General features: G+C 63.8%; 25 protein-coding genes. 15 read left to right on the top strand and 10 right to left on the bottom strand.

All coding sequences use genetic code 11. The features are described from left to right. Window positions 1-30 precede the first annotated feature (30 nt). The 5 genes from NKH49_RS14650 (at window position 31) to NKH49_RS14670 (ending at window position 8,224) form a co-directional block, all read left to right on the top strand. Entirely contained in the window at window positions 31-774 is a 744-nt protein-coding gene (locus NKH49_RS14650) for a nucleotidyltransferase family protein (RefSeq protein ID WP_352616837.1), read from the top strand. Next, window positions 771-3,908, top strand: a complete 3,138-nt coding sequence (gene addB, locus NKH49_RS14655; RefSeq protein ID WP_352926388.1) for a double-strand break repair protein AddB — start codon at window positions 771-773, stop codon at window positions 3,906-3,908. Before NKH49_RS14650 ends, addB begins: the two co-directional genes overlap by 4 nt. Continuing rightward, window positions 3,905-7,417, top strand: coding sequence for a double-strand break repair helicase AddA (addA, locus tag NKH49_RS14660; protein ID WP_352926391.1), 3,513 nt, complete (start codon window positions 3,905-3,907; stop codon window positions 7,415-7,417). The genes addB and addA overlap by 4 nt, the downstream gene beginning before the upstream one ends. Before the next feature lie 73 nt (window positions 7,418-7,490). Then, entirely contained in the window at window positions 7,491-7,814 is a 324-nt protein-coding gene (gene trxA, locus NKH49_RS14665; protein WP_023677558.1) for a thioredoxin, read from the top strand. Window positions 7,815-7,942: 128 nt separating this feature from the next. After that, window positions 7,943-8,224 (top strand): cupin domain-containing protein, encoded by a 282-nt coding sequence (locus tag NKH49_RS14670; RefSeq protein WP_023718287.1) that lies wholly within the window; start codon window positions 7,943-7,945, stop codon window positions 8,222-8,224. 48 nt (window positions 8,225-8,272) lie between these two features. Here NKH49_RS14670 and NKH49_RS14675 read toward each other — a convergent pair whose 3' ends face one another. The 6 genes from NKH49_RS14675 to NKH49_RS14700 form a co-directional block, all read right to left on the bottom strand. Next, entirely contained in the window at window positions 8,273-8,692 is a 420-nt protein-coding gene (locus NKH49_RS14675; RefSeq protein ID WP_352616788.1) for a VOC family protein, read from the bottom strand. A 61-nt stretch (window positions 8,693-8,753) separates the two neighbouring features. Further along, the gene (locus NKH49_RS14680; protein WP_352616785.1) at window positions 8,754-10,079 is read right to left on the bottom strand and encodes a bifunctional folylpolyglutamate synthase/dihydrofolate synthase; all 1,326 of its coding nucleotides are present in this window, start codon (window positions 10,077-10,079) and stop codon (window positions 8,754-8,756) included. Between the two features lie 55 nt (window positions 10,080-10,134). Beyond that, window positions 10,135-11,061 (bottom strand): acetyl-CoA carboxylase, carboxyltransferase subunit beta, encoded by a 927-nt coding sequence (accD, locus tag NKH49_RS14685; protein WP_352616782.1) that lies wholly within the window; start codon window positions 11,059-11,061, stop codon window positions 10,135-10,137. A gap of 95 nt (window positions 11,062-11,156) precedes the next feature. Continuing rightward, on the bottom strand, window positions 11,157-11,996 hold the full coding sequence (trpA, locus tag NKH49_RS14690) for a tryptophan synthase subunit alpha (protein WP_023677563.1): 840 nt from the start codon (window positions 11,994-11,996) through the stop codon (window positions 11,157-11,159). A gap of 2 nt (window positions 11,997-11,998) precedes the next feature. Continuing rightward, window positions 11,999-13,249, bottom strand: coding sequence for a tryptophan synthase subunit beta (gene trpB / locus NKH49_RS14695; RefSeq protein ID WP_352505958.1), 1,251 nt, complete (start codon window positions 13,247-13,249; stop codon window positions 11,999-12,001). A 33-nt stretch (window positions 13,250-13,282) separates the two neighbouring features. After that, the gene (locus NKH49_RS14700; RefSeq protein WP_352616834.1) at window positions 13,283-13,942 is read right to left on the bottom strand and encodes a phosphoribosylanthranilate isomerase; all 660 of its coding nucleotides are present in this window, start codon (window positions 13,940-13,942) and stop codon (window positions 13,283-13,285) included. A gap of 167 nt (window positions 13,943-14,109) precedes the next feature. On the opposite strand from NKH49_RS14700, the gene NKH49_RS14705 reads away from it, so the two are divergent. Further along, complete coding sequence (locus NKH49_RS14705; protein WP_254815955.1) at window positions 14,110-14,328, top strand: hypothetical protein; 219 nt, start codon at window positions 14,110-14,112, stop codon at window positions 14,326-14,328. A 73-nt stretch (window positions 14,329-14,401) separates the two neighbouring features. On the opposite strand, the gene NKH49_RS14710 is transcribed toward NKH49_RS14705, so the two are convergent. The 4 genes from NKH49_RS14710 to NKH49_RS14725 all read right to left on the bottom strand — a co-directional run bounded on the left by NKH49_RS14710 (window position 14,402) and on the right by NKH49_RS14725 (window position 17,778). Next, the gene (locus NKH49_RS14710) at window positions 14,402-15,160 is read right to left on the bottom strand and encodes a M48 family metallopeptidase (RefSeq protein ID WP_352451640.1); all 759 of its coding nucleotides are present in this window, start codon (window positions 15,158-15,160) and stop codon (window positions 14,402-14,404) included. A gap of 97 nt (window positions 15,161-15,257) precedes the next feature. Then, window positions 15,258-15,746, bottom strand: a complete 489-nt coding sequence (locus NKH49_RS14715) for a DUF2852 domain-containing protein (protein WP_352616779.1) — start codon at window positions 15,744-15,746, stop codon at window positions 15,258-15,260. Between the two features lie 117 nt (window positions 15,747-15,863). Continuing rightward, window positions 15,864-17,006: a benzoate/H(+) symporter BenE family transporter gene (locus NKH49_RS14720; RefSeq protein WP_352451638.1), complete on the bottom strand. Its 1,143-nt coding sequence runs from the start codon at window positions 17,004-17,006 to the stop codon at window positions 15,864-15,866. Window positions 17,007-17,010: 4 nt separating this feature from the next. After that, the gene (locus NKH49_RS14725) at window positions 17,011-17,778 is read right to left on the bottom strand and encodes an alpha/beta hydrolase (RefSeq protein WP_352616776.1); all 768 of its coding nucleotides are present in this window, start codon (window positions 17,776-17,778) and stop codon (window positions 17,011-17,013) included. Between the two features lie 215 nt (window positions 17,779-17,993). Here NKH49_RS14725 and infC point away from each other — a divergent pair, with 215 nt between their 5' ends. The 9 genes from infC (at window position 17,994) to NKH49_RS14770 (ending at window position 25,723) form a co-directional block, all read left to right on the top strand. Continuing rightward, window positions 17,994-18,530 carry a translation initiation factor IF-3 gene (infC, locus tag NKH49_RS14730; RefSeq protein WP_023677573.1) on the top strand — a complete coding sequence of 179 codons (537 nt, stop codon included), beginning with the start codon at window positions 17,994-17,996 and terminating at the stop codon, window positions 18,528-18,530. 200 nt (window positions 18,531-18,730) lie between these two features. Next, window positions 18,731-19,372: a methyltransferase family protein gene (locus NKH49_RS14735; protein WP_352451636.1), complete on the top strand. Its 642-nt coding sequence runs from the start codon at window positions 18,731-18,733 to the stop codon at window positions 19,370-19,372. Window positions 19,373-19,563: 191 nt separating this feature from the next. Continuing rightward, entirely contained in the window at window positions 19,564-19,767 is a 204-nt protein-coding gene (rpmI, locus tag NKH49_RS14740) for a 50S ribosomal protein L35 (protein WP_006201248.1), read from the top strand. A gap of 147 nt (window positions 19,768-19,914) precedes the next feature. Further along, window positions 19,915-20,316 (top strand): 50S ribosomal protein L20, encoded by a 402-nt coding sequence (gene rplT, locus NKH49_RS14745; protein ID WP_006201247.1) that lies wholly within the window; start codon window positions 19,915-19,917, stop codon window positions 20,314-20,316. Between the two features lie 96 nt (window positions 20,317-20,412). Next, on the top strand, window positions 20,413-21,498 hold the full coding sequence (pheS, locus tag NKH49_RS14750) for a phenylalanine--tRNA ligase subunit alpha (protein ID WP_352451635.1): 1,086 nt from the start codon (window positions 20,413-20,415) through the stop codon (window positions 21,496-21,498). Between the two features lie 106 nt (window positions 21,499-21,604). Beyond that, window positions 21,605-24,013, top strand: coding sequence for a phenylalanine--tRNA ligase subunit beta (gene pheT / locus NKH49_RS14755; protein ID WP_352616771.1), 2,409 nt, complete (start codon window positions 21,605-21,607; stop codon window positions 24,011-24,013). Window positions 24,014-24,025: 12 nt separating this feature from the next. Continuing rightward, on the top strand, window positions 24,026-24,610 hold the full coding sequence (locus tag NKH49_RS14760) for a prolyl hydroxylase family protein (RefSeq protein WP_352501133.1): 585 nt from the start codon (window positions 24,026-24,028) through the stop codon (window positions 24,608-24,610). Window positions 24,611-24,709: 99 nt separating this feature from the next. Then, a complete protein-coding gene (locus NKH49_RS14765; RefSeq protein ID WP_352616765.1) occupies window positions 24,710-25,012 on the top strand; it encodes a hypothetical protein in 303 nt (100 codons plus the stop codon). A 108-nt stretch (window positions 25,013-25,120) separates the two neighbouring features. Further along, the gene (locus NKH49_RS14770; RefSeq protein ID WP_352616763.1) at window positions 25,121-25,723 is read left to right on the top strand and encodes a nucleotidyltransferase family protein; all 603 of its coding nucleotides are present in this window, start codon (window positions 25,121-25,123) and stop codon (window positions 25,721-25,723) included. Window positions 25,724-26,191: the final 468 nt, after the last annotated feature.

Here is a 26,191-nt window from a genome sequence, read left to right on the forward strand (position 1 = left end):
GCGGATGAGCAGCCGATGCCGACGACCGCCATGGTGCTCGCCGCCGGGCTCGGCAAGCGCATGCGGCCGATCACCGACACCATGCCGAAGCCGCTGGTCAAGGTCGCCGGCAAGACATTGCTCGACTGGGGGCTGGACTGCCTAGCCGGAGCCGGCGTCGCCAAGGCCGTCGTCAACGTCCATTACCTCCCGCAACAGATCGTGGACCATGTAGCCCGCCGCAGTGCGCCGAGAATCGTCATCTCGGATGAGAGTAGGGGCTTGCTTGACTCCGCCGGTGGTATCCTCAAGGCATTGCCCAGGTTAGGGGCGCCCTTCTATGTGCTCAACGCCGACACCTTCTGGATCGACAGCGGCGTTTCCAATCTCAGGCGACTTGCCCTTGCATGGGAGGGCGCGACAATGGACATTCTGCTGATGCTTGCGGATCTCCAGTCGGCAACCGGACATAGCGGCGGCACCGATTTCCTGATGGCGCCGGACGGCGCCTTGCGGCGTGCGAACAACGATCCGGCTGGCCTGATCTATGCCGGCGCCGCAATCGTCCATCCGCGCATCTTCAAGGATGCGCCAGCCGGCCCGCTGTCGCTCAACGCCTATTTCGATGCGGCAATCGCCGCCGGCCGCCTGTTCGGCATGAAAATGCAGGGTCACTGGATTACTGTCGGCACACCTGACGCGATCCCGCGGGCGGAAGCAGCGGTCGCCGCCGCGCTTGCCGGCACGCCCAATGCTGTCGGTGAGGCACCCGGCGCTCTTACCGAGTCGAAATGAGCGGCTCCCGCCGCGTTTTCTCGATCCCGCCCGGAGCGCCGTTCCTGCCGACGCTGGCCGAGGCGCTGCTTGCGGGGCGCTTGGTTCCCGGCTTCGCCTATGACGGCGATCCGCTGGCGCTGGCCGATCTCACCATCTATGTGCCGACGCGCCGTGCGGCGCGGGCGCTTCGCGGCGTCTTCGTCGATGCTCTCTCGCGCTCGGGAAGCCGCTCGGCGATCCTGCCGGTCATCCGCCCGCTTGGTGAGTTCGATGAGGATGAAGCCGCCTTCGAGGCAGGAGGTTCGGCCGCCATCGACCTTGCGCCGCCGATCGCCGCGGTCGAGCGTCTTCTGCTGCTTGCGCCGCTGGTGCGGGCGTGGAAACGCCGCCTGCCGGCACATGTCGCGGCATTGTTCGACGAGGAGATCGTCATACCGGCCTCCGCCGCCGACGCCATCTGGCTGGCGCGCGACCTTGCACGCCTGATGGATGAGATCGACACCGAAGGCACGGATTGGGCAAGGCTCGCCGACCTTGTAACCGGCAATCTTGCAGGCTGGTGGCAGGTGACACTCGACTTCCTGACCATCGTGACGGAGAACTGGCCGAACCTGCTCGAGGAACACCATCGTTCCAATCCGGCCGCGCATCGTAATGCCCTGATAAGGCTGGAGGCGGCGCGGCTGAAGCGTAATCCGCCAGCCGGACCGGTGATCGCCGCCGGTTCCACCGGCTCCATTCCCGCCACGGCCGAGCTGCTTGCCGTGATCGCCGGTCTGCCCAATGGCGCCGTTGTGCTGCCCGGGCTCGACCGGGCATTGGACGAGCCATCCTTTGCCGCGATCACCACACCGGGCGCGCGGCCAGCCGTGCTTGGCCACCCGCAATACGGCCTGGCAAAGTTGATCGGCAAGATCGGCGTGCCGCGCGCCGATGTCGAGGAGATTGCTGTTGCGCCGCGACCGCTTGCGCTGCGCGCCGCACTTGTCGGCGAAGCGCTGCGCCCGGCGGAGACCACCGAGCTCTGGGCCGAGACGCGCGCCCGCTTTAGGGCCGGCGATATTGCCGAGGCCTTCGCCGAGGTGACGCTTCTCGAAGCCGCCAGCGAACGCGACGAAGCCGTGGCGATCGCCGTCGCGCTCAAACAGGCTGTCGAACGGCCCGGCCAGCGCGCCGCACTCGGCACCGGCGACCGCGCTCTGGGGCGGCGCGTCTCAGTCGAGCTGCTGCGCTGCGGCGTTGCCGCCGACGATTCCGGCGGCACGCCGCTGATCAACACACCAGCCGCCAGCCTGCTCAGGTTGGCGCTTCAGGCAGCCTTCCGCCCGGGCGACCCCGTCGCCCTGCTGTCGCTGCTCAAGCATCCCCTGCTTGGCCTCGGCCTGGAGCGGGCAAGCGTGCGCCATGCGGCCGAAATCGTCGAACTTGTGGCGCTGCGCGGTGGCACAGGGCGTCCGGACGTGGCGTCGCTGCCGCAGCTCTTCGACACCCGGCTCCTCGAATTCGACGGCAGCGGCAATCGCCGCCCACCCTTCTGGTGGCCGCGGCTTTCGGTCAGGCGCATCGAACAGGCGCGCGACCTGCTGATCCGGCTAACGGCCGCGCTGGCGCCGCTGGTTGCTTTTCGCGGCGACGAGAATGCCGATCTTGCCACCCTTGTGCGCGCCAGCGTCGTTGCGCTCGAAAGTCTCGGCCGCGCCGCTGACGGCAGCCCGAGCGAACTCTATGCGGGCGATGCCGGCGAAAAGCTCGCCGAGCTCTTGCGCGAGCTGGTCGCGGCCTCGGTGTCGTTCTCCTTCGCCGCTGACGAATGGCCTGACGTGATGGAGGCGCTGATCGCGCCCGAGACGGTCAAGCCGGCGCAGGGCACCGACAGGAACATCGCCATCTGGGGTGTGCTGGAAGCGCGGCTTCAGGATGTCGACACGCTGGTCGTCGGCGGGCTCAACGAAGGCGTGTGGCCGCGCAAGCCGGAGAGCGACCGCTTCATGTCGCGGCTGATGAAGACCGGCATCGATCTTGAACCGCCCGAGCGGCGCATCGGCCTTGCCGCCCATGATTTCCAGATGGCCATGGGCGCCAAAAAAGTGGTGCTGGCTCGCTCCGGCCGCTCCGGCGATGCACCGTCGGTACCTTCGCGCTGGCTGCAGCGCATCCTTACATTCGTCGGCGAGGACCACGCTGCTGCACTTCGCCGGCGCGGCGACGAACTGCTTGCCTGGGCGCGTGTGCTCGATGCCGGCGAAAAGCAGGACTTTGCGCCGCGGCCGCAGCCGAAACCGCCGCTCGCCGCGCGGCCGCACCACTTCTCGGTCACCGAGATCGAAACGCTGCGCCGCGATCCCTATGCGGTCTATGCCAGAAGGATACTCGGCCTGATGCCGCTCGATCCGGTCATTCGCGATCCGGGCGCTGCCGAGCGTGGCACGCTGTTTCACGCCATTCTGCACCTCTTCTCGGCGAGGGTGGCCGACCCCCGCGCGCGCGAGGCGCTGGACGGGCTCATCGCCGCAGGCCGCTCCTGCTTTGCCGAGGCGGCGCTGCCGGCCGATGTCGAGGCGGTGTGGTGGCCACGCTTCGAAAAGCTTGCCGCCGGCATCATCGAATGGGAGCGCGGCCGGGCCGCAGCCGTGGCACGGCGGCACGCCGAGGAACGCGCCGAAAAGACCGGTGTGGGCCGATCCGGTGTGACGCTGTCCGGCTATGCCGATCGCATCGATCTGCTGGCCGGCGGCATGGCCGACATCCTCGATTACAAGACCGGCTCCTCGCCATCCAAAGCACAGGCGCACACGCTGCTCGCGCCGCAACTGGCACTCGAGGGCGCGCTGCTCAGGCGCGGCGCTTTCAAGGAGCTTGGCGCATGCGAGCCGTCGCAACTGGCCTTCGTGCGGCTGAGGCCGAATGGCGAAGTGTTCGAGGAATCCATCCTCGAATACAACCGCAAGCCGCGAACCGCCGCCGATCTCGCCGAAGAAGCGTGGGCGCGGCTGGAAAAACTGCTGATCCACTACGCCGACCCGGCGACCGGCTATCTGTCGCGGGCGCTGCCGTTCCGCGAGGGCGAGACCGACGGCGACTACGACCATCTCGCCCGCGTGCTCGAATGGTCCGCCGGCGGCGACGCCGATGACGAGGGAGGGGAGGCATGAAAAAGGCCTACCCCATTCCAAGCGACACTGCCGCGAGCCAGGCAAGCGCGTCCGACCCGCGCAATTCCGCCTGGGTGTCGGCCAATGCCGGATCGGGCAAGACCCATGTACTCGCCCAGCGCGTTATCCGGCTGTTGCTGCGCGGCACCGATCCGTCCAAGATCCTGTGCCTGACCTATACGCGTGCCGCCGCCGCCAACATGTCGAACCGGGTGTTTTCGACGCTGTCGCAATGGACGGCCCTGGGCGATGCCGAGCTCTCGACACGGATAGAGGCGCTGGACGGCCGCCAGCCCGACCGCGAAACCATGCGCCGGGCGCGGCGGTTGTTTGCCGGGGCGCTGGAAACACCGGGCGGGCTGAAGATCCAGACCATCCACGCCTTCTGCGAATCGGTGCTGCATCAGTTCCCGCTGGAAGCCAATATCCCTGCGCATTTCGAAATGCTCGATCCGCAAATGGAGGCTTCGCTGTTTGCCGCCGCCCGCCGCGACATGATTTCGGGCGGCGTTGCAGGCGATGCGGCATTGTCCGAGGCCTTCGCCACCGTGCTGGAGCGCGGCGGCGAGCATGGGCTCGACGCACTGCTGGCCGAGATCGTGCGCAAGCGCGATGGTTTGCGTGCGTTCATCGCCGCGGCCGGCGGCGATGGTTTTCAGGCGCTGTTCGACGAGTTCCATTTCCGCGCCGGCCAGACGGCCGAAGGTATAGCCGCCTCGGTCTGGCCGCTGCCCGGCTTCCTGCCGGATTATCTCGTCACCTTTTCACGGGCAGCCGAGGCCGCCGATGCGCGCATCGTGCTGAACAATCTGCTGCCATACGCCCGCCTTGCCTTTGCCGAGGAGGATCCGGTACGTCGCCTGAATTTGCTCTCCAAGGCTTTCCTGAGGGCCGACGGCGGGCCTTACGATCCGGCAAAGACGTTTAAGAGGGCATTGCTGGACCGGTTGCCCGATCTTGCTGAACGATATCTGGCGGCGGTCGACGCCATTCTTGAAATCTCCGACCGGCTGGCCTTGTTCAGGATGCTGGAAGGCACGCGTGCGGCGCTGACCATCGCCGACTGGCTGATCGCCCGCTACGAGCAATTGAAGCGCGCGCGCGGCTTCCTCGACTTCAACGACCTGATCACCCGCACGGTCCATCTACTGGCGCGGCCCGACGCCGGCCCATGGGTGCAGTACAAGCTCGACCAGGGCATCGACCACATCCTCCTCGACGAGGCGCAGGACACCAGTCCCGACCAGTGGGAGGTAGTCAAGCGGCTGGCGGAGGAGTTCTTTGCCGGGCTCGGCGCACGCGACGCCGTCCACCGCACCATCTTTGCTGTCGGCGACGAAAAGCAGTCGATCTATTCCTTCCAGGGCGCCGCCCCGGACTCCTTTGCCGACAGCCGGCTTTTGTTTGCCGGCAAAGTCAGATCCGCCGCCGCCGCCTTCGCCGATCTCAAGCTAACCTGGTCGTTTCGCTCGACCGACGACGTGCTTGCGGCGGTGGATCGTGTCTTTGCTGACCCGAACGTGCGGCGCGGCATCAGCCACGATCCCGATCCGCTCGACCACAAGGCGATCCGCAACGATGCGCCGGGCTATGTCGACGTCTGGCCCTCGCTCGGCGCCGACATCGTCGACGAACCGGACGACTGGACGCAAGCGGTGGATCACGCCCACGCACCGGCGGTGCGCGTTGCCGAAAACGTTGCAGCGACCATTGCCGGCTGGATCGGCGGCGGCGAGGTCATCGAAGGGCGTGGCAAGAAACTCCGGCCCGGCGACGTGCTGGTGCTGGTGCGCAAGCGCGACCGCTTCGTCCATGCGCTGACACGGGCGTTGAAGCGCCGCGACATCCCGGTGGCCGGCGCCGACCGGCTCAGCCTGCCTGGCCATATCGCGGTGAAGGACCTGATCGCACTCGGTCACTTTCTCATCCAGCCCGAGGACGATCTGTCGCTGGCCGCCGTGCTGCGCAGCCCGATCTTCGATGTCTCGGAAGAGCAGCTTTTCGCGCTTGCTGCGGAGAGGCCGTCGAGCGTCTCGCTGATCGCCTCGCTGCGCCGGCATGCCGGCGAAAGCGAGGCGTTGGCCGCCGTCGTCAGCCGGCTCGGCACATGGTCGAACGAGGCCGCATTCAAGCCGGTGTTCGAATTCTATGCTGCAGCTCTCGCCCGCGACGGCCTGCGCAAGAAGATGATCGCGCGGCTCGGGCCGGAGGCCGGCGACGTCCTCGACGAATTCCTGAATTTCTGCCTGGCCGAGGAGCGGACCGGCCTGCCGGGACTGGAATCCTTCCTGTCGACGTTGGAAAACGCCGGGCCCGAGATCAAGCGCGAAATGGACCAGACCCGCGACGAGGTTCGCGTCATGACCGTGCATGCCGCCAAAGGCCTGGAAGCGCCGGTGGTATTCCTTGTCGATGGTGGCTCCGCGCCGTTCAGCGACCAGCATCTGCCGAGATTGATGCCGTTCGAAGGCTCGGGCGACTGCTGGGAGGGCAAGGGCTATCTCTGGCGTTCGGCCAGCGATGTCGCCAATGGGTTTTCACGCGCCGCATCGGCCCGCGCCCGCGAGCTCGCCGACGACGAATACCGCCGGCTGCTCTATGTCGGCATGACCCGCGCCGAGGATCGGCTGATCGTCTGCGGCTACCATGGCAAACGGGCGCCGAATACCGGTACCTGGCATTCGATCGTCAGCCGCGCACTGGTCGGTGCCGCGGAGAGCGAAGAACGCCGGCATCCCGCCACTGGCGAGACCGTGCATCGTTTCCAGGTGACGAAACTGCCGCCCATGCCACTGGCGGCAGTGAATGAGGCACGACAGGCGGAACGCTTTGCACCACTGCCTGAAACCCTGTTCCAGTCTCTGCCGCCCTTCGAGGAATTGCCGCGGCCGCTCTCGCCGTCCGGCGCCTCGGTGCTGATCGACGAGGCGCGGCAAGCGGTGGCCGACACGCGTTCGCCGGTACTGGATGCCGACGCCGAACCCGGCTTGGCCGTCGTGCGCGGGCTGGCGCTGCACAAATTGCTGCAGATGCTGCCCGGCATCGCCGAGGGAACACGCCGGGATGCCGCCGAACGCTATCTGGCAAGAGCCGGCGCGGCATGGCCCGACGACGAGCGCGACAAGGCCCTGGCTGGCGTTTTCAGAATTCTTGCCGACAGCCGCTTCGCGCCGTTGTTTGCGCCAAACTCGCGCGCCGAAGTCGCCATCATGGGCAGCCTGGAGGTAAGGGGCAAACTGCGCTCGATTTCCGGCAAGATCGACCGGTTGGCAGTAACGCCGGACAAGGTTTCGATCGTCGACTACAAGACCAATCGGCCAGCGCCAGCTACGCTCGCCGAAGTGCCGCAAGCCTATGTTCTGCAGCTCGCAATTTATCGCGCGCTGCTTCAGCCGCTCTATCCGGGACGCGAGGTCTCGGCGGCGCTGCTGTTCACCGAGGCGCCGCGGCTGATCGAGTTGCCGGCAGCGGTCATGGACGACGCGCTTGCTAGACTCACGGGAGCGTGACACAACACTTGCTTGAAGACGGACGCGATCACCACCACATTTGGTGCGACGAATAAATCGAAAGGATCTCAGCATGGCCACCGTCAAGGTCGACAAGAGCAATTTCCAGGCCGACGTGCTCAACGCCAAGGAGCCAGTCGTGGTCGATTTCTGGGCGGAATGGTGCGGCCCGTGCAAGATGATCGCCCCGGCGCTCGAGGACATCGCCATCGAACTCGGCAGCAAGATAAAGATCGCCAAGCTCAACATAGACGAGAATCCTGAGCTGGCCGCGCAGTTCGGCGTGCGCTCGATCCCGACGCTGATGATCTTCAAGGGCGGCGAAGTCGCCGACATGAAGGTCGGTGCTGCGCCGAAAACGGCATTGTCGCACTGGATCAACGGCAGTCTCGCCTGATCCGATCAAAATTTTGCAGAAAAGCCCGGCCTCGCGCCGGGCTTTATTGTGGCGTCACCGATCCGCAGATCTGGCACTCGCCAATTGCCGTCTCATGCTCTTGTCTGGCTTAAAGCAGGAGAAGCGATATGACCGGATCCGCCAAGGCCACCGTCTTCATCGACAATGAGCGCGTCATCGTCACCGAATACCGCTTCGCCCCGGGCGACAACACCGGCTGGCACCGCCATGGCCACGACTATGTGATCGTGCCGTTGACCGACGGCAAGGTGAAGCTCCTGACCAAGGATGGCGAATCCTTTGCCGAGATGAAGAAGGGCGCGCCGTATTTCCGCAACGAGGGCGTCGAACATGACGTCATCAGCGCAAACGATGGCGAATTCGCCTTCATCGAGGTCGAGCTGAAGTAGTCCACCAACCATCGGCTGCGCCGCTACAATTGTCGCGGCGAGGCGCGATCACCAATCCGCGATACGATCGCCGCCGACGAATTGTGCGCTTTTCTCAGTGTATTCGAACAGTTCTATCCTCACGCCGTTGGGGTCGCGGATCCAAGCCTGGTAGGTGTCATCGCACGCGCGTTTCTTGGAAGTGACATCAACCCCCTTTGACCTCAGATGGGCGATCGCGGCGTCGATATTGTCTACTTCGAGGCAGAAGTGGTTGATCTGGTTCAAGTCACCATAGCTGGCGCCGTCTTTCTGGAACACCTCGACATGGCTACGGCTGCCGCAATTGAGGTAGAAGCCGAAAATCTTCCCGTCGCGCAGGAAATTGAACTGGGTGTCCATGCCGAGGACGTCCCGATAGAAGCTTCGCGTCATCTCCAGGTCATTCGCGAAAATGCAAACGTGTGCGACCTGCTTTACCTTGATCATGATTGGCTCCTCGCGGTGGTCTGACAAGTTTGGCGTCACCGTGGCCCGGCTGAAGCACGCCTCAAACCGGCGGCGTGCCGTTTTCGGCCAACACCGCGCCGGCCAGGTAAAGTGACCCGCCGATCAGGATGCGCGGCGGCGGTCCGTTCCACGTGTCGCGCAGCAGCATCAGCGCATTGGCGACGGAACTGACCGGTTCGGCCGACAGGCCGGCCCCGATGGCGCGGGTCGCCAGCTCGTCGTTCGGCACGCCCGCGTCGCTCAGGCTCACCGGCACGGTGTAGACATGCCGGACCAGCCCTTTGAAGGCGCGGAAATAGCCGCTCTGGTCCTTGGTGTTGATCATACCCGAGATCAGGAACAGCGGACGCGGGTTCTTTTCCTCCTGCTCGGCCAGCGCCTCGGCGACGACCACGCCAGCGCCGGGATTGTGGCCGCCGTCGAGCCAGATGTCGGCGCCCTTCGGCGCCAGTTCGCTCAGCCGTCCTTGCGGCAGCTTTTGCATGCGGCCCGGCCAGGCAACATTCGCCATCGCCTTCTCGGCAGCGCGGTGGCTGATCTCGAAGCCCGCCGCCTTGACCGCCGCGATCGCCGCCGCCGCATTGGCGAATTGATGGCGCCCCGGCAGGCGCGGCGGCGGCAGGTCCATCAATCCGTCTTCGTCCTGATAGACCATGCGCCCGTTTTCCTCATAGGCAAGGAAATCCTGGCCATAGACGAAGGCGGGGCAGTCGAGCCGCTCGGCGGTTTCGATGAGCACCTGCTGGGCCGTCTCACTTTCCTGCGCGCCGATGACGACCGGGCATCCGCGCTTGATGATGCCGGCCTTTTCGGCGGCGATCAGCTCGACGCGGTCGCCGAGATAGGCTTCGTGGTCGAGCGACACCGGCATGATCACCGACACGGCCGGCTCGGCGATGACATTGGTGGCGTCGAAGCGGCCGCCAAGGCCAACCTCGAGGATGACGGCATCGGCCGGATGTTCGGAAAACAGCAGGAAGGTGACCGCGGTGAGGATTTCGAAGACGGTGATCTTCTGGCCTTGATTGGCTTTGGCGACGCAGGCGATGGCTTCGGCGAAGACCTTGTCGTCCACCAGCCTGCCGCCGCCATCTGCGGCCAGCCGGTAGCGCTCGTGCCAGTTCACCAGATGTGGCGAGGTGTGGACGTGGACGCGGTAGCCGGCGGCTTCGAGCAGCGCCCGTGAAAAAGCAGCACAGGAGCCCTTGCCGTTGGTGCCGGCGATGTGGATGACCGGCGGCAGCTGGTCCTGCGGATTGCCGAGCCGCTCGAGCAGCCGCGAAATGCGGTCGAGCGAAAGGTCGAAGCCCTTCGGGTGAAGCGCCATCAGGCTTTCGATTTCGCGGTCGGCGGCAAGCGTGGTCATGGCGAATCCTAGGCGCGCCGCGGACGGCGCGCAATCGCAGTTCGTGGCGAATGCGTCAGGCGTGCGGCCGGGCTTCGGCCGGAATCACCGACGGCGGCAAGATTTCCGGTTCCTGAGATTTTTGCTCCTCCGGCAGCTTGAGCAGCATTCTCAGCAGCCGTGCAATGGTCTGGCGCATCTCCAGCCGTGACACCACCATGTCGACCATGCCGTGTTCCATCAGATATTCGGCGCGCTGGAAGCCGTCAGGCAGCTTTTCGCGGATGGTCTGCTCGATGACGCGCGGGCCGGCAAAGCCGATCAGGGCGCCGGGCTCGGCAATATGCACGTCGCCCAGCATGGCATAGGAGGCGGTGACGCCGCCGGTCGTCGGGTTGGTCAGGACGACGATGTAGGGCAGGCCGGCCTCCTTCAGCCTGTCGACGCCGACCGTGGTCCGTGGCAACTGCATCAGCGACAGGATGCCTTCCTGCATACGGGCGCCGCCGGAGGCCGCAAACAGGATCAGCGGCCGCTTGCGCTGCAAGGCGACCTCGAAACCATGCACGATGGCGTCACCTGCCGCCATGCCGAGCGAGCCGCCCATGAAGGCAAAATCCTGCACCGTCGCCACCACCGGCACGCCCTCGACCGTGCCCAGCGCATTGATGATGGCGTCTTCCATACCGGTCTTGGCCTTGGCATCCCTAAGCCGGTCTACGTAGCGCTTCTCGTCGCGGAACTTGAGCGGATCCTGAACGACCTTGGGGTTTTCCAGCGTCTCGTATTTGCCGTCGTCGAGGAAGAATTTCAGCCGTTCCTTAGCTGATATCTTCATATGGTGACCGGAGGACGGGATGACGAACTGGTTCTGCTCCAGATCCTTATGGAACACCATTTCGCCGGTCTCGGGATCCTTGATCCACAGGTTTTCCGGCATGTCGGTGCGGCGGCCGAGCATCGAATTGATCTTCGGGCGGACGTAATTGGTGATCCAGTTCATCGCTTCGGCTCCTGTCCTTACGAAGAGTTAGACCATGATCCCGAAAAGTGGAAATCGGTTTTCGCGGGAGATCATGGCCAACCAGAAGATCAAGATTATTCGGCGGCAGCAAGGCGAGCCGCGCGAACCCCTTGCGAAAGCCCGCTGACCAGCGTGGCGACGGCCTCGGCCGGATCGGCGGTCTTTTCGCCCTTCGGCCCCAGCACGTTGGCGACGGCATTGACAATCGCGGTGCCGACAACGACACCGTCGGCCGACGCGCCGATGGTGCGCGCCTGCTCGGCGGTCTTGACGCCGAAGCCGACGCAGACCGGCAGGTCGGTATGGCTCTTGATGCGCTTGACCGCTGCCGCCACCTTGCCGGTGTCGGCCAGCGCCGAACCGGTAATGCCGGTCATCGAGACGTAGTAGACGAAACCTGACGTGTTCTGCAGCACCTTGGGCAGGCGCTTGTCGTCGGTGGTCGGCGTCGCCAGCCGGATGAAATTGATGCCGGCCTTGAGTGCCGGGATGCAAAGCTCCTCGTCCATCTCAGGCGGCAGGTCGACGACGATCAGCCCGTCGATGCCGCTGGCCAGCGCGTCGCTCAGGAAGCGCTCGACGCCGTAGATGTAGATCGGATTGTAATAGCCCATCAAGACGATCGGCGTTTCACTGTCGCCGGCGCGGAATTCCGAGGCCATCTTCAGCGTCTTGACCAAAGTCTGGCCGCCCTTCAGCGCCCGCAGGCCGGCCGCCTGGATCGCCGGGCCGTCGGCCATTGGATCGGAAAACGGCATGCCTAACTCGATGATGTCGCTGCCGGCGCCGGGCAGCGCCTTCATGATCGACAGGGACGTGTCGTAGTCCGGATCGCCGCCCATGAAATAGGTGACGAGTGCCGGTCGCCCCTCGGCCTTCAGCTTTGCCATGCGGCGGTCGATACGGGTGGCCATGATCAGATCTCCATGCCCAGCATATTGGCCACCGTATGCACGTCCTTGTCGCCGCGGCCGGACAGGTTGACGATGACGATCTGGTCCTTGTCCATGTCAGGCACGATCTTCACCGCCTGTGCGATGGCATGGGCCGATTCAAGCGCCGGAATGATGCCCTCGACGCGTGTCGTCAACTGGAACGCCTCCAGCGCCTCGCTGTCGAGGATCGGCACATAGTCGACGCGGCCGGAATCGCGCAGCCATGAGTGCTCGGGACCGACGCCCGGATAGTCGAGGCCGGCCGAGATCGAGTGACCGTCCATGATCTGGCCGTCGGCGTTCTGCAGGAGGTAGGTACGGTTGCCATGCAGCACGCCGGGCGCGCCGGCACTCATCGAGGCGCAATGCTCGATGCCGTCGAGCCCGCGGCCGCCGGCTTCGACGCCGATGATGCGCACCTCACTGTCGTCGAGGAAGGGATGGAACAGGCCGATAGCGTTGGAACCGCCGCCGACACAAGCGATGATGGTGTCCGGCAGCCGGCCTTCCTGCTCGAGGATCTGGGCGCGCGCCTCGGTGCCGATCACCGACTGGAAGTCGCGCACCAGCTCCGGATAGGGGTGCGGGCCGGCGGCGGTGCCGATCAGGTAATAGGTATCCTCGACGTTGGTCACCCAGTCACGCAGGGCCTCGTTCATGGCGTCCTTCAGCGTCCCGTGGCCGGCCGTCACCGGCCGCACCTCGGCGCCCAGAAGCTTCATGCGAAAGACGTTGGGGCTTTGCCGGGCGACGTCGGTTGCACCCATATAGACGATACAAGGAAGGCCGAAACGCGCCGCCACCGTAGCGGAAGCGACGCCATGCTGGCCGGCACCGGTCTCTGCGATGATCCTCGTCTTGCCCATGCGCTTGGCGAGCAGGATCTGGCCGAGGCAGTTGTTGATCTTGTGCGAGCCGGTGTGGTTCAGGTCCTCGCGCTTGAAATAGACCTTTGCGCCGCCGCCTAGGCCCTTCGCCGAGGACACCTCACGAAGATGCCTGGTCAGGCCTTCGGCGAAATAGAGCTTCGACGGCCGCCCGGCGTAATGCGTCGAGAGATCGGTCAGTTCGGCCTTGAAATCCGGGTCGTTCTTGACCTCGTTCCAGTGCCGCTCCAGCTCAAGGATCAGCGGCATCAGCGTTTCGGCAACGAAACGACCGCCAAAAATGCCGAACATGCCCTGCTCGTCGGGGCCGGTGCGGAAGGAATTCGGTATCGCCGGCTTGTCCATCGCCGATCTCCTGGTCTGTGGTTTGAAGCGTGGTCAGGCGGCGCGGTTGTCGCGTGCTGCCCCGACGGCGCGGAAAAATTGTTCGATCAGCGCCGGTTCCTTGACGCCCGGCGCGCTCTCCACGCCCGAGGAAACATCTATTCCGGGCGGGTTCGCCAGCCGAAAGGCGTCGCCGATATTGCCGGCATTGAGCCCTCCGGAAAGCATGTAATCGACGCCGGCGTCAAGGCCAGCCAGAATGCGCCAGTCGAAGGCAAGACCGTTGCCGCCCGGCAATTCCGAACCCTTAGGCGGCTTGGCATCGAACAGGAAGCGGTCGGCAATGCCGATGAAGGGCTTGACTCGCCCGAGATCGGCGGCCTCGCTGACCGGCAGCGCCTTCATCACCGGCAAGCCGTAGCGGGCCTTCACCTCGGCCACCCGCTCGGGAGGCTCGGCGCCGTGAAGCTGCAGCATATCGGGCTGCATCTTTTCGACGATGTCATCCAGGAACGCATCGCTGGCGTCGACCGTCACGGCAACCGCCTTGGCCTTGCCGCGCGCTGCTTCGCGCAGGCGGCCGGCTTCCGCCGGCTCGACATAGCGCGGGCTTTTGGCAAAGAAAATGAAGCCGACATGGCTGGCGCCGCCGGCCAATGCCGCAGCCAGTGCCTTGTCGGTCTTCAACCCGCATATCTTGATGTCGAGCGCCATGGCGCGGGATTGGCACGAAACGGCCAAAGAGTCGAGAAAAAGCATCCTGTTTGCCGCCAGCGCGGAACGCGCTACCTTGCTAATGTAAGCGCGGAACGCGCTACCTTGCTAATATAAGAGCGCAACGCGCTACCTTGCTCAGGCACAAAGGCGGGAGAACAAAGATCATGCCGGAAAAGACCGTCGCGGAACTCAGGCAAAAGTTGGCGCAGGCCCATGAGGTCATCGCTCATTTGATGGACAAGGCAGCCTTCAATGGCGCCGAGGCGCACCGGGCGCTGGCTTATTTCAGCAACGAGACCTTCGAGAAGGATTTCTTGCCCTGGCCGCGCCATGTCGATGAGGGGTTGCGGCCGGAGGAGTTGAACGCGGCGAATGACGATTGATCGGCAGTGCAGAATCTATTGAGGCCGGCGCGAAGGATCGCTACAGTTTCCATTTCGTGCCCCTACAAGCATCCTACTCGAACGCGATCGCCTGCAGCGCGCCGCCATTGCGCTTGAGCCAGTCCTTGCAGCGCTCGGTATCCGGGCAAAGCTGCTCGCATAGTTTCCAGAATTTCGGGCCGTGGTTCATCTCCTTGAGATGCGCCACCTCATGCGCGACGAGGTAGTTTATCACCGGCCGCGGCGCCATCATGATGCGCCAGGAAAACGACAGATTGCCGTCCGACGTGCACGATCCCCAGCGGCTCGACGTATCCTTGAAGCGGATCGCCTTGGCGCGCTTGCCGACCGCAGCACTGTGCTTGGTCACCAGCGCTTCGATCTCGCGCTTGGCTTCGCGCTTGAGGAAATCGGCGATGCGGCGCGGCAGATGCACGCGTTCGCCATGCACGATCATCAGCGGCCCGCGCTCGTCGCGCGACAGCGTGACGGTGCCGCGTTTCGACGGTTCATGGACGATGCGATGCGGCACGCCGCGCACCGGCACCTTGATGCCGGGCCGCACCTGCGGCCGGTTGGGCACTTTGGCCAGCCTTTGCTCCAGCCAGTCCTGATGGCGGTCGAGAAATTTTTCCACCTCGCCGCGGCGCAGCCCCGGCGGCACGGTGATGCGCAGACCACGGCCGCCGGAATCGATGCGCAGCGTCAGGCGCCGCGCCCGGTCGTTCTCGACGATCTTGAGCGGCAGCGTGCGGCCGGCAACGCAATGCTCGCGCTCCACGACGGGCGTGGGCTTGGGTTTCGTCGGGGTGCGGAAGAAGCCGAAGGACATTCCGGGACGATACGTGATTCGAGGGAAACGACTAGAACAAAAAAGAAACGGCGCCGCTGACGCGACGCCGTTGGATTATCTATCTGGGCACGGGACCTTACTCGTCGAGCAGGCCTGGCGTGGAGTTGCCGCCGCGTTTGTTATTCGTCGTCGAGCCAGTTGACCCACCTGTCGTGGGCGACGTCGACTTGTTGCGGTTGGCCATGAAGCGATCGAACTCTTCCTGGTCCTTGGCGCGGCGCAATTCGCGGGCATATTCATCGAACTCGCTCAGCATCTCGTCGAGCTTGCGGCGTTCCTCGGCAAGCCGCTCGAGTTCCTTTTCGCGCCAGTCGTCGAAAGCGACGTTGCCGGTGCGTGCGGAGCCATGGCCCCAGCGCGCGGCCCTGTCGGAGCCGCGGCGGCAGCCGGCGAAGATGCCGTCGGTGGCGCGGTTGACGTCGCGCTTGAAGCCCTCGAGCCGATCGCCCCAGATGATGTAGGCGAGCATGGCGAAGCCGAGCGGCCAGAACACCATGAACCCGATTACCATCAACGCGATGGTTGCCGGCGTCCAGGCCGGACGGATCAATGCAGATGTGTTCATTTTCTCCCAATCCTTCAGTTGGAGACAGCCAAATCCGGCTGCGTGGAATCGAAATGGGATGAAGAAAACGGCGATTCAAGACAGCAACCGCCAAAACCGGACAAGCGGCTGAAATGATTATCGCTTTTTGAGCATTTCAAGGAAAAGCACGACCAATCCGGCGATCAGGCCCCAGAACGCCGCACCGACGCCGAACAGCGTCAGCCCCGATGCGGTGACGGCGAAGGTGACGGTGGCGGCCATTCGCTCGTCCTCGTCTTTCAAGGCGATCGACAGTGCATTGGCGAGCGGCGCCATCAGCGCCAGGCCGGCGACCAGCGCGATCAGGCTCTGCGGCAATACGGCGAAGATCGCCACCAGCGAGGCGCCGAACAGGGCAAAGACGAGATAGGCCAACGCATAGAACGGCCCGGTCTTCCAGCGCTCGGCCGGATCGGCATGCACGTCGGGCCCGGTGCAGATCGCCGCCGAGATTGCCGCCAGATTGGTGGTCGAGGCGCCGAACGGCGCCGTCAGCAGCGAAAACAGGCCGGTGACGCCGATCAGCGGCCCGGGTTCGGGATGATAGCCGGCTGCCCTCAGCACGGCGAGGCCGGACAGGTTCTGCGAGGCCATGGTGACGAGGTAGAGCGGCAAGGCGAGGCCGATGATCGCAGTGGCGGTGAACTGCGGCATCACCAGCGTCAAGCTCGAGAGTTCCGGTGCCGGCAGACCGCCGACCCGGCCGGTGAGGAAGGCGGCGAGACCGCCGCCGATCAGCACCAGCAGCACCGACAGGGCCGGGTTGAACAGGCGGATGACGAAGAACGCCGCAACCAGCGGCAGGATCAGCCAGGGGTCGACGGGAACGGTTTTCACCGCATTGATGGCGAAGGTGACGACGATGCCGGCCAGCATTCCGGACGCGACGGACGCCGGTATTCTGGCGATCAGCTTGGTCAAGGGCCCGAACAGGCCTGTGGTGATCAGCAGGACCGCGGTGACGACGAAGGCACCAACCGCCTCACCCATCGAAAAGCCGGTCGACGCGGCGATCAGCGCCAAGCCTGGCGTCGACCAGGCGGTGATGACCGGCATTTTCGTACGCCAGGACAGCCACAGGCTCTCGATCGCCATCGCCAGGCAAAGCGCCGTCACCCAGCTTGCGGTCTCGACCTGCGTTGCGCCGACCGCCTTGGCGGCGGCAATGACGATGGCCAGCGTACCGCCGAAGCCGACGATCGCCGCCACGAAGGCGGACACCGGAATGGAAATGCGCATGTCTCTATCCCGCCTGCCGCACCATCGCGTCCACCGCCCGCACCAGCATGTCGAGATCTTGAGGCCGCGACAGGCGGTGGTCGCCGTCGGGGATGAGCGACAGCGTGACGTCGTCGGCCGGCAGCAGGCTGACCAGCTTCAACGCATGGCTCGACGGCACGTCGGGATCGGCAAGGCCTTGCAGGATGTGGACCGAACAGTGCGTGTCGATCGGCCCGGTCATCACCCGGTTGTTGCGGCCGTCCTCGATCAGCGCGCGCGTGTAGATGTAAGGCTCGGCGGAATAGTCCGACGGCTCCTCGAAAAAGCCCTTTTTCCTGAGGTCGCGCTTTTGCGCTCCGGTCAGCACCGGCTCCACCAGTTCGAATGTGAAATCGGGCGCCGGCGCCAGCAGCACAAGGCCGGCGACGCTGTTCTCGCCCGCCTTGCGCAACTCCTGCACCATGCGCAGCGCGATCCAGGCGCCCATCGACGAACCGACCAGGATTTGCCTGCCCTGGGTGAAACGGCGGAAAACCGCCAGGCTCTCGCCCAGCCATTTCGAGATGGTGCCGTCGGCAAAGGCGCCGCCCGATTCGCCGTGGCCGGAATAATCGTGGCGCAGGAAGGCGCGGCCTTCCCCGAGCGCCCATTCCGACAAGGTTTCGGCCTTGGTGCCCAGCATGTCGGATTTGTAGCCGCCAAGCCAGACAATGCCGGGCTCGGCACCTGCCGCATGCCTGACGGCGATGCTCGTCCCGTCGACGTCCAGGAAGATCGGGGTGGTGCTCATGGTGTATTCCCTCACGCCGGTCTTTTGGCACAGCAAGGCATTCAACGAAAAGTGCTCCGCCACTTTCTTCGCTTGGTGCAGAGGAGCATTCCATCGAGCAGGTGATTTCCTGAAAATGCTGTGCTATTGACTCCGACCGCGCGCTCACCACATTGCGCGTTCGCAATTCTGAACTGAAGAACCCCTTAACGAAACGGCTCAAGGAGACCACGACCATTCGCAGACCTTTCAAAGCAGCGGCGCCCACCAAGGAAGGCCCGCGCTCCAACCGTGACATCCGGGTTCCCCGGGTCCAGCTAATCGACGCCGAAGGCCAGAACCGCGGCGATGTCTCCATCAACGACGCATTGCTGCTCGCCGAAGAGGCTGGGCTCGATCTGGTCGAGATATCGCCCAACGCAGTGCCGCCCGTCGTAAAGATCCTCGATCTCGGCAAGCTGAAATACGCCAACCAGAAGAAGGCGGCCGAGGCGCGCAAGAACCAGAAGGTCATCGAGATCAAGGAGATCAAGATGCGCCCGAACATCGACAGCCACGACTACGAGACCAAGATGAAGGCCGTCCGGCGCTTTTTCGAGGAAGGCGACAAGGTCAAGCTGACATTGCGCTTCCGCGGTCGCGAGATGGCGCATATGGAACTCGGCATGCAGCTTCTGAACAAGGTTCGCGAGGAAGTGGCGCCCATCGCCAAGGTCGAAGCCGAACCGAAGCTCGAAGGCCGCCAGATGATGATGGTGCTGGCGCCCCGCTAAAGCGCGTTGCGCTTTAGTTCTGTTTGTGCATGTCGTTGTCGCAAAACCGCAGCGCACTTTTGGGCGACGTGCATTAAATCCGCCTGAATCATGTTGCAAGGCGTCCCGGCGATCGGCGGGGCGCCTGTTTCTTGGCCAGACGCTGCGATCGCCGGCGAGAGCAAAGACGCTCTGGTTCCCTCGACGATCGGATTCCCGACATGGTCAATGACGTCAAGCATTCGGAAGCCAAATATGGGCTGGGCAGCTACCAGCACACGCGCAGGATGGTGCTTGCCGTCGTCGTCGTCGTCCTTTTCGCGATGCTTTTGTTCGGGCAGTCGGTTTTTCCGCCCGATACGCCTGTGCATGAAACGATCGAAATGGTCGGCGTCCTGCTGATCTTTCTCGGCGTTGTCGGACGCTTGTGGTCGACGCTCTATATTGGTGGACGCAAATCCTCCGAAGTGGTGACCGGCGGACCCTATTCGATCACCCGCAACCCGCTCTATGTCTTCTCTACTTTAGCTGCCGCCGGTGTCGGCGCACAGATCGGCTCCATCACCGCCACGATCGGCTTTGGAGCGCTCTGCGCGGGTGCATTTTACATCGTTATCCTGCGCGAGGAGAAATTCCTCAGGCAGGTTCTTGGCGCGCCATACCAGGCCTACCTGTTGAAAGTGCCGCGCTTCTTCCCGAAACTGTCGCTGTATCAGGAAGGCGACACCGGCGGCTTCAAGCCGCGCCTGCTGCGAACCACGCTGCTCGACGGTCTGGTCTTCCTGGTTGCCTTGCCGGCTTTCGAACTGATCGACGGCGCCCAGCAGTCCGGCATATTGCCGGTGCTGTTCCGTTTCCCCTGAGTACGGTGTTGCTGAGTACAGTGTTGCTGGGCACGGGGTGTTGCGCGCGCCCCCGCTTTGACGTATAGGACCGCCGTTCCCAAAAAACCGCCCGGCAGGGCATGCCGTGGCGGTTTCATTTGCTTTTCGGGCTTTGGTCGGCCTGAAGCGAACAAAAAGCGCATTGGTGCGCATATAAACGGAGTAGCAAAATGCCCAAGATGAAGACCAAATCGGCCGCCAAGAAGCGGTTCAAGATCACAGGTACGGGTAAAGTTCTGTCGGCTGCGGCCGGCAAGCGTCACGGCATGATCAAGCGGTCCAACAAGTTCATTCGAAATGCCCGCGGCACGATGGTTCTGGCTGAACCGGATGGCAAGAAGGTCATCAAGAATTTTCTGCCGAACGGCCTCTAGGGCATGATGCCAAAAAGTTGCAGACTTTTTGGAAACATCATGCGCCAAAATAAGAGCATTCGGTCTGGACACGCATTTATTTTACGCAATTCCGAACGGAAAACCGCCAGGCACTTTTCCTGGAATTGCTTTTAAGGAGATCATGACATGGCACGCGTAAAGAGAGGCGTCACCTCGCACGCCAAGCACAAGAAGGTCCTGAAAGCCGCCAAGGGTTTTTACGGCCGCCGCAAGAACACCATTCGCATCGCCAAGCAGGCGGTGGAAAAGTCGCTGCAGTACGCCTATCGCGACCGCAAGAATCGCAAGCGTTCGTTCCGCGCGCTGTGGATCCAGCGCATCAATGCGGCGACGCATGAGCATGGCCTGACCTATGGCCGTTTCATCGACGGTCTCAACAAGGCCGGGATCGAGATCGATCGCAAGATCCTGTCGGACATGGCCATCCACGAGCCGCAGGCCTTCGCCGCACTCGTGGCCAAGGCCAAGGTCGCGCTCGAATACCTGAAGAATACCACGCCGAATGCTTTTGAAAGCGCTGTCGCTTAAGACCAGCGCTTTCCAAGCTATTCGACACTTGATTTGGGAAACCCGCGCTGGCAGGGCTGGCGCGGGTTTTTCTTTGCTTCCAATCGGATATGGAACATGAGTGACATGGAAACTCTCGAAAATTCCCTGATGGCCGAGATCGCCTCGGCCGCCGACGAGCAGGCGATCGAGGCGGTGCGTGTCTCTGCCCTTGGCAAGAAGGGCTCGGTTTCCGAGATGCTGAAGACGCTCGGCTCGATGAGCGCCGAGGAGCGACAGGTCAAAGGCCCGGCAATCAACGGCCTCAAGAACCGCGTCACCGAGGCACTTTCGGCGCGCCGCGCCGAGCTGAAAGATGTGGCGATCACGGCACGGCTTGCCGCCGAGAAGGTCGACGTCAGCTTGCCGGTCAGGCAATCGCCGGCCGAGCGCGGCCGCATCCATCCGATCAGCCAGGTTATCGACGAGATCGCGGCGATTTTCGGCGATCTCGGCTTTGCCATCGCCGAAGGTCCGGACATCGAGACCGACTATTACAATTTTACCTCGCTGAACTTCCCGGAAGGCCATCCGGCGCGCGAGATGCACGACACGTTCTTCTTCCAGCCGGACGAGCAGGGCGAGCGCAAGCTTTTGCGCACCCACACCTCGCCGGTGCAGATCCGCACCATGGAGATGCAGAAGCCGCCGATCCGCATCGTCATCCCCGGCAAGACGTACCGGCAGGATTCCGATGCCACCCACTCACCGATGTTCCATCAGGTCGAGGGGCTGGTGATCGACAAATCAGCCAACGTCGCCAACATGAAATGGGTGCTGGAGGAGTTCTGCAAAGCCTTCTTCGAGGTGCCGAGCGTCAAGATGCGCTTCCGGCCGTCTTTCTTCCCGTTTACCGAGCCCAGCCTCGAGGTCGACATCCAGTGCGACCGTTCGCGGCCCGGCGAGGTGCGCTTCGGCGAGGGCTCGGACTGGATGGAGATCCTCGGCTGCGGCATGGTCCACCCCAATGTGCTCCGTTACGGTGGGCTCGATCCCGACGAATACCAGGGCTTCGCCTGGGGCATGGGCATCGACCGTATCGCCATGCTGAAATACGGCATGCCGGATCTGCGCGCCTTCTTCGACGCCGATGTGCGCTGGCTGTCGCATTACGGTTTTAGGCCGCTCGACATGCCGACGCTGTTCGGGGGCTTGAGCGCGTGACGACCGGGCCGCAGCAAATCCGCGGGCAGCTCGCCTTCCTGCACATGTCCGACGCGCGGCCGCATAGCTTCAAGTGCAACGTGCCCAGACCAGACGGAACACAGTCATGAAACTCACCCTCTCCTGGCTCAAGGATCATCTCGAGACAGACGCCTCGCTGGCGGAAATCGTCGAGCGTCTCACCTCGATCGGCCTCGAGGTCGAGCATGTCGACGACCGGGCGAGCCTGGCTCCCTTCGTCATCGCCAAGGTGGTGACGGCGGTCCAGCATCCCGACGCCGACCGGCTTCGCGTGCTGACCGTCGACACCGGCGACGGCAAGCCGCCGGTGCAGGTCGTGTGTGGAGCGCCGAACGCCCGCGCGGGCCTGATCGGCGCCTTTGCAGCACCGGGCACCTATATTCCCGGCATCGACGTGACGCTGACCGTCGGCAAGATCCGCGGCGTTGAAAGCCACGGCATGATGTGCTCCGAGCGCGAGCTCGAATTGTCCGAGGAGCATGACGGCATCATCGACCTTCCGGCCGATGCGCCGGTCGGTACCAGCTTCGCCGCCTATGCCCATCTCGACGACCCGCTGATCGAGATCAATCTGACGCCGAACCGGCCGGATGCGACCAGTGTCCATGGCATCGCCCGCGATCTGGCGGCGAGCGGGCTCGGCACGCTGAAGAGCGCCCCGATAGAGCCGATCCCCGGCAAGGGCGAGACGCCGGTCAAGGTGACGATCGAAGCGCCGGAGCTCTGTCCCGGCTTTGCGCTGCGCCTGGTGCGCGGCGTCAAGAACGGATCGTCGCCGAAATGGCTGCAGCAAAGGCTTCTCGCCATCGGCTTGAGGCCGATCAGCGCGCTCGTCGATATCACCAATTACGTCACCTTCGACCGCGGCCGGCCGCTGCATGTCTTCGACGCTGCGAAGGTCACCGGCAATCTCGCCGTGCGCCGGGCGCGTGATGGCGAAAAGGTGCTGTCGCTCGACGGCCGCGAATACACGCTGACGCCGGAGATGTGCGTGATCGCCGACCAGGACGGCATCGAATCGATTGCCGGCATCATGGGCGGCGAGCATTCCGGCTGCGACGACAACACCACCGACGTGCTGATCGAGTCGGCGCTTTGGGACCCGATCACCACCGCCCGCACCGGCCGCACGCTCGGCATCATCACCGACGCACGCTACCGCTTCGAGCGTGGCGTCGACCCGGAAATGATGATTCCCGGTGTGGAGCTGGCGACGAAGCTGGTGCTCGATTTCTGCGGCGGTACGCCGGCGCAAACCGAAGTCGTCGGCTATGCCGGCCATCAGCCGAAGATCGTCTCGTTCCCATTGTCGGAAGTGAAGCGGCTGACCGGCATCGAAGTGCCGCGCTCGACAAGCCTCGACATTCTTGCCCGCCTCGGCTTCAGGCCGGAGGGCACGGGCGATGTCGTCAATGTGGCGGTCCCGTCCTGGCGGCCGGATGTCGACGGCAAGGCCGACCTGGTCGAGGAGGTCATGCGCATCCACGGCGTCGACAACATCGCGCCGCAGCCGCTCGGTTCGCACGATGCGGTCAACGCCAGGATCCTGACTGTGCTGCAGATCCGCACCCGCGCCGCCAAGCGGGCACTTGCCGTGCGCGGCATGATGGAGGCCGTCACCTGGTCGTTCATTCCGGCAAAACACGCCGAATTGTTCGGCGGCGGCCAGCAGGCGCTGAAGCTTGCCAACCCGATCGCCACCGATATGTCGGACATGCGGCCGTCGCTGCTGCCGGGGCTGATCGCGGCAGCGCAACGCAATGCCGACAGGGGCATCGGCGATGTCGCGCTGTTCGAAGTGTCGGGCACCTATGAGGGCGACGGCGCCGACCAGCAGCGGCGTGTTGCCGCCGGCGTGCGGCGCGGCACCGCCAAGCTCGAGGGCTCCGGCCGCCATTGGGCCGGCAATGCCGGCGCCGTCGGCGTCTTCGATGCCAAGGCCGACGCGATCGCAGCACTCGAAGCCTGCGGCGCGCCGGTCGAGCGGCTGCAGATCGAGGCCAGCGGCCCGGCCTGGTATCACCCCGGCCGCTCCGGCACGATCAAGCTCGGGCCGAAGGTAATCCTTGGCACGTTTGGCGAGTTCCACCCGAAGACGCTGGAGGGGCTTGACGTCTCCGGCCCGCTTTGCGGCTTCGAAGTGTTCATCGATACCGTGCCCGAGCCGAAGGCCAAGCCGACGCGAACAAAGCCAAGGCTTGATCTGTCCGCCTTCCAGGCGGTCAAGCGCGATTTCGCCTTCGTCGTCGACAAGGCGGTCGAAGCCGGCACACTCGTTCGCGCCGCCCTTGCCGCCGACCGGAAGCTGATTTCCGGCGTCTCGGTGTTCGATGTTTTCGAGGGTGCAGCGCTCGGCGCGGCGAAAAAATCGATCGCCATTGAAGTGTCGATCCAGCCGGTCGAAAAGACGCTGACCGATGAGGATTTCGAGGCGCTGTCCAAGCGCATCGTCGATAATGTCGGCAAGCAGACCGGCGGCGTGCTGCGGATGTAAGGGGATGCTCTGATGGACCACAAGCTCTCCATCAACTGGCTGGCAACGCATATCGGGACGATCGACGGGTTCTTGGATGACCAGGAATGCGCCGATCTGATCGCTGACAGTGAACGGCGCGGTTTCGAGGCGGCCAAGGTGAACAGCTCCGGCGGCGCCACCGTCCTGAAGGAGCTTCGCAATAACGACCGGGTTGTCTTCGATGACGAGGACCTTGCGGATTTGCTCTTCGCACGGGCGCGGCCTCTGCTCTATCGTGGTCTCGGCGACTGGCGCTTGACCGGGCTGAATGAGCGTTTCCGTTTCTATCGCTATGGGCCGGGCCAGAAGTTCGATTGGCACCATGACGGCTATTTCGAGCGCCACGCCTTGGAGCGCAGTCAGTTCACGTTCATGATTTATCTTTCAGATGGATTTGAAGGGGGAGGAACCTCGTTTCGCGGCGAGATGCCGGGCTATGCCGGTAGCAGTCTTCTGGTGAAGCCGAAGAAAGGAATGGCACTGGCGTTCTACCATCCGATCGAGCATCGCGGCGACGAGGTGCTGTCGGGGCGCAAGTACGTCATCCGAACGGACGTGATGTACAAGCGCCAATGAAACGCTGTCCGTTCTGCCGCTGAGCTAAATGCACCTGACCCCGCTGGAAGTGTTTTTCGTCAAGGAGAGTTCTGCCGTTCCGCCGGCGTTTCTCCTGACATGATGCGTGCGCTGAAAGTCAAAGAACGCAGCCGCGATCCTGTAGGATTCATGACCAGAGTCACTCCCTCATCGGTTCCCCCGGAATTGCGCTTTGAGAGTCGAGTGTTCAGTTCGCTTCGGGTAGCGTGCGTTGGACCTGACCAGCTTCTTTGCGGCATGGTGCTGTTCTTCGATGGGATTGAAGGAAAGCTAGATGCGATCGAAGGCTTTGTGTATGGCGAAGAATGGCCGTCAATCGAGGAGCCAGTCTTCTGGTCCGAGACCGACCGAACAATGAGCCTTGGACGGGAGGGAAACTAGCCTGCAGAAATGGGCGTCACGACGCCCTTTCCGATAATTGCACAACGCATGGCGCGTTGATGATCTAGAGGGGTTGCCGGCAGGTGACGAATCGCCGTCCAAAGGGCGATGGACCATTTGCGCTATTGCGGGCTGTCTTTCGAGAAACAGCGTGCAGCCTTTCTCGATATCGTCTCGGCCGATCCGCTGATTGCCGAGACGCTGTCGCGGGTACGGGTGCTGGGCCTGCCGGACTGGCTGGTCGTGTCCGGCGCGCTTTACAACAGCGTCTGGAATCATCTGGCCGGAAAGCCCTCGGGGTACGGCATCCGGGATGTCGACCTGTTCTATTTCGATGAGAGCGATCTGTCCTATGAAGCCGAGGACAGTGTGATCGCCCGCGCCGCGCCGGTCTTTGCCGATCTGCCCCTACCGGTCGAGATTCGCAACCAGGCGCGGGTGCATCTATGGTATCCGTCCAAGTTCGGACGGTCCTGTCCATGTTATTCCAGTTCCAGCGACTCGGTTCGCTTCTTCGCCTCGAAGACCCATGCGGTCGGTGTCCGCTTCGATACGGACGGGCGACTTGATCTCGTTGCGCCGTTTGGCCTGGATGACATCTTCTCGTTTCGCATCACGCCGAACCGGGTACTGGACAGTCGCCAGACGCACGAGGCAAAGGGCGCGCGTGCCAGGGAGAACTGGCCGGAGATCAGTGTCGTGCCTTGGTAGGAAATGTCGGGGCGAGGCACCCCCCTCTGCCCTGCCGGGCATCTCCCCCTCAAGGGGGGAGATCGGATGTCGCCTCGGCTTTCGCCAATCACCGGCGCCGGAAGGGCGGGCAGGGCGCGGGAACTGCCAATCTCCCCGCTTGAGGGGAGATGTCCGGCAGGACAGAGGGGATGCCTCGCGCCGAGGTCTCACAACGCTTTGCATCGCACCGTACTAGTCAAAAAGGGGTGCCGAAACGCCCCGTTTCGAGTTGTGTGCGTCAAGTTCTGCAAAATGGCGTGGCATCGCGGTGACGTCGGCGTGTCCGCCGCGCAGCCCCCGTGTTTAGCGGAGCGGCGGACACATGACGGTGCTCAGGCGGCCAGGGCCCTCAGGCTCTCCTTCTTGTGCTCGCGCAGATGATCCATGTTGAGATAGCGGGTCGCCTCGAGCCAGTTCTCGTGGATCTCCACCGCCAATGCCCGAACC

Origin of the sequence: Mesorhizobium sp. M1088, from assembly GCF_040318575.1 — a bacterium.
Taxonomy (GTDB): domain Bacteria; phylum Pseudomonadota; class Alphaproteobacteria; order Rhizobiales; family Rhizobiaceae; genus Mesorhizobium.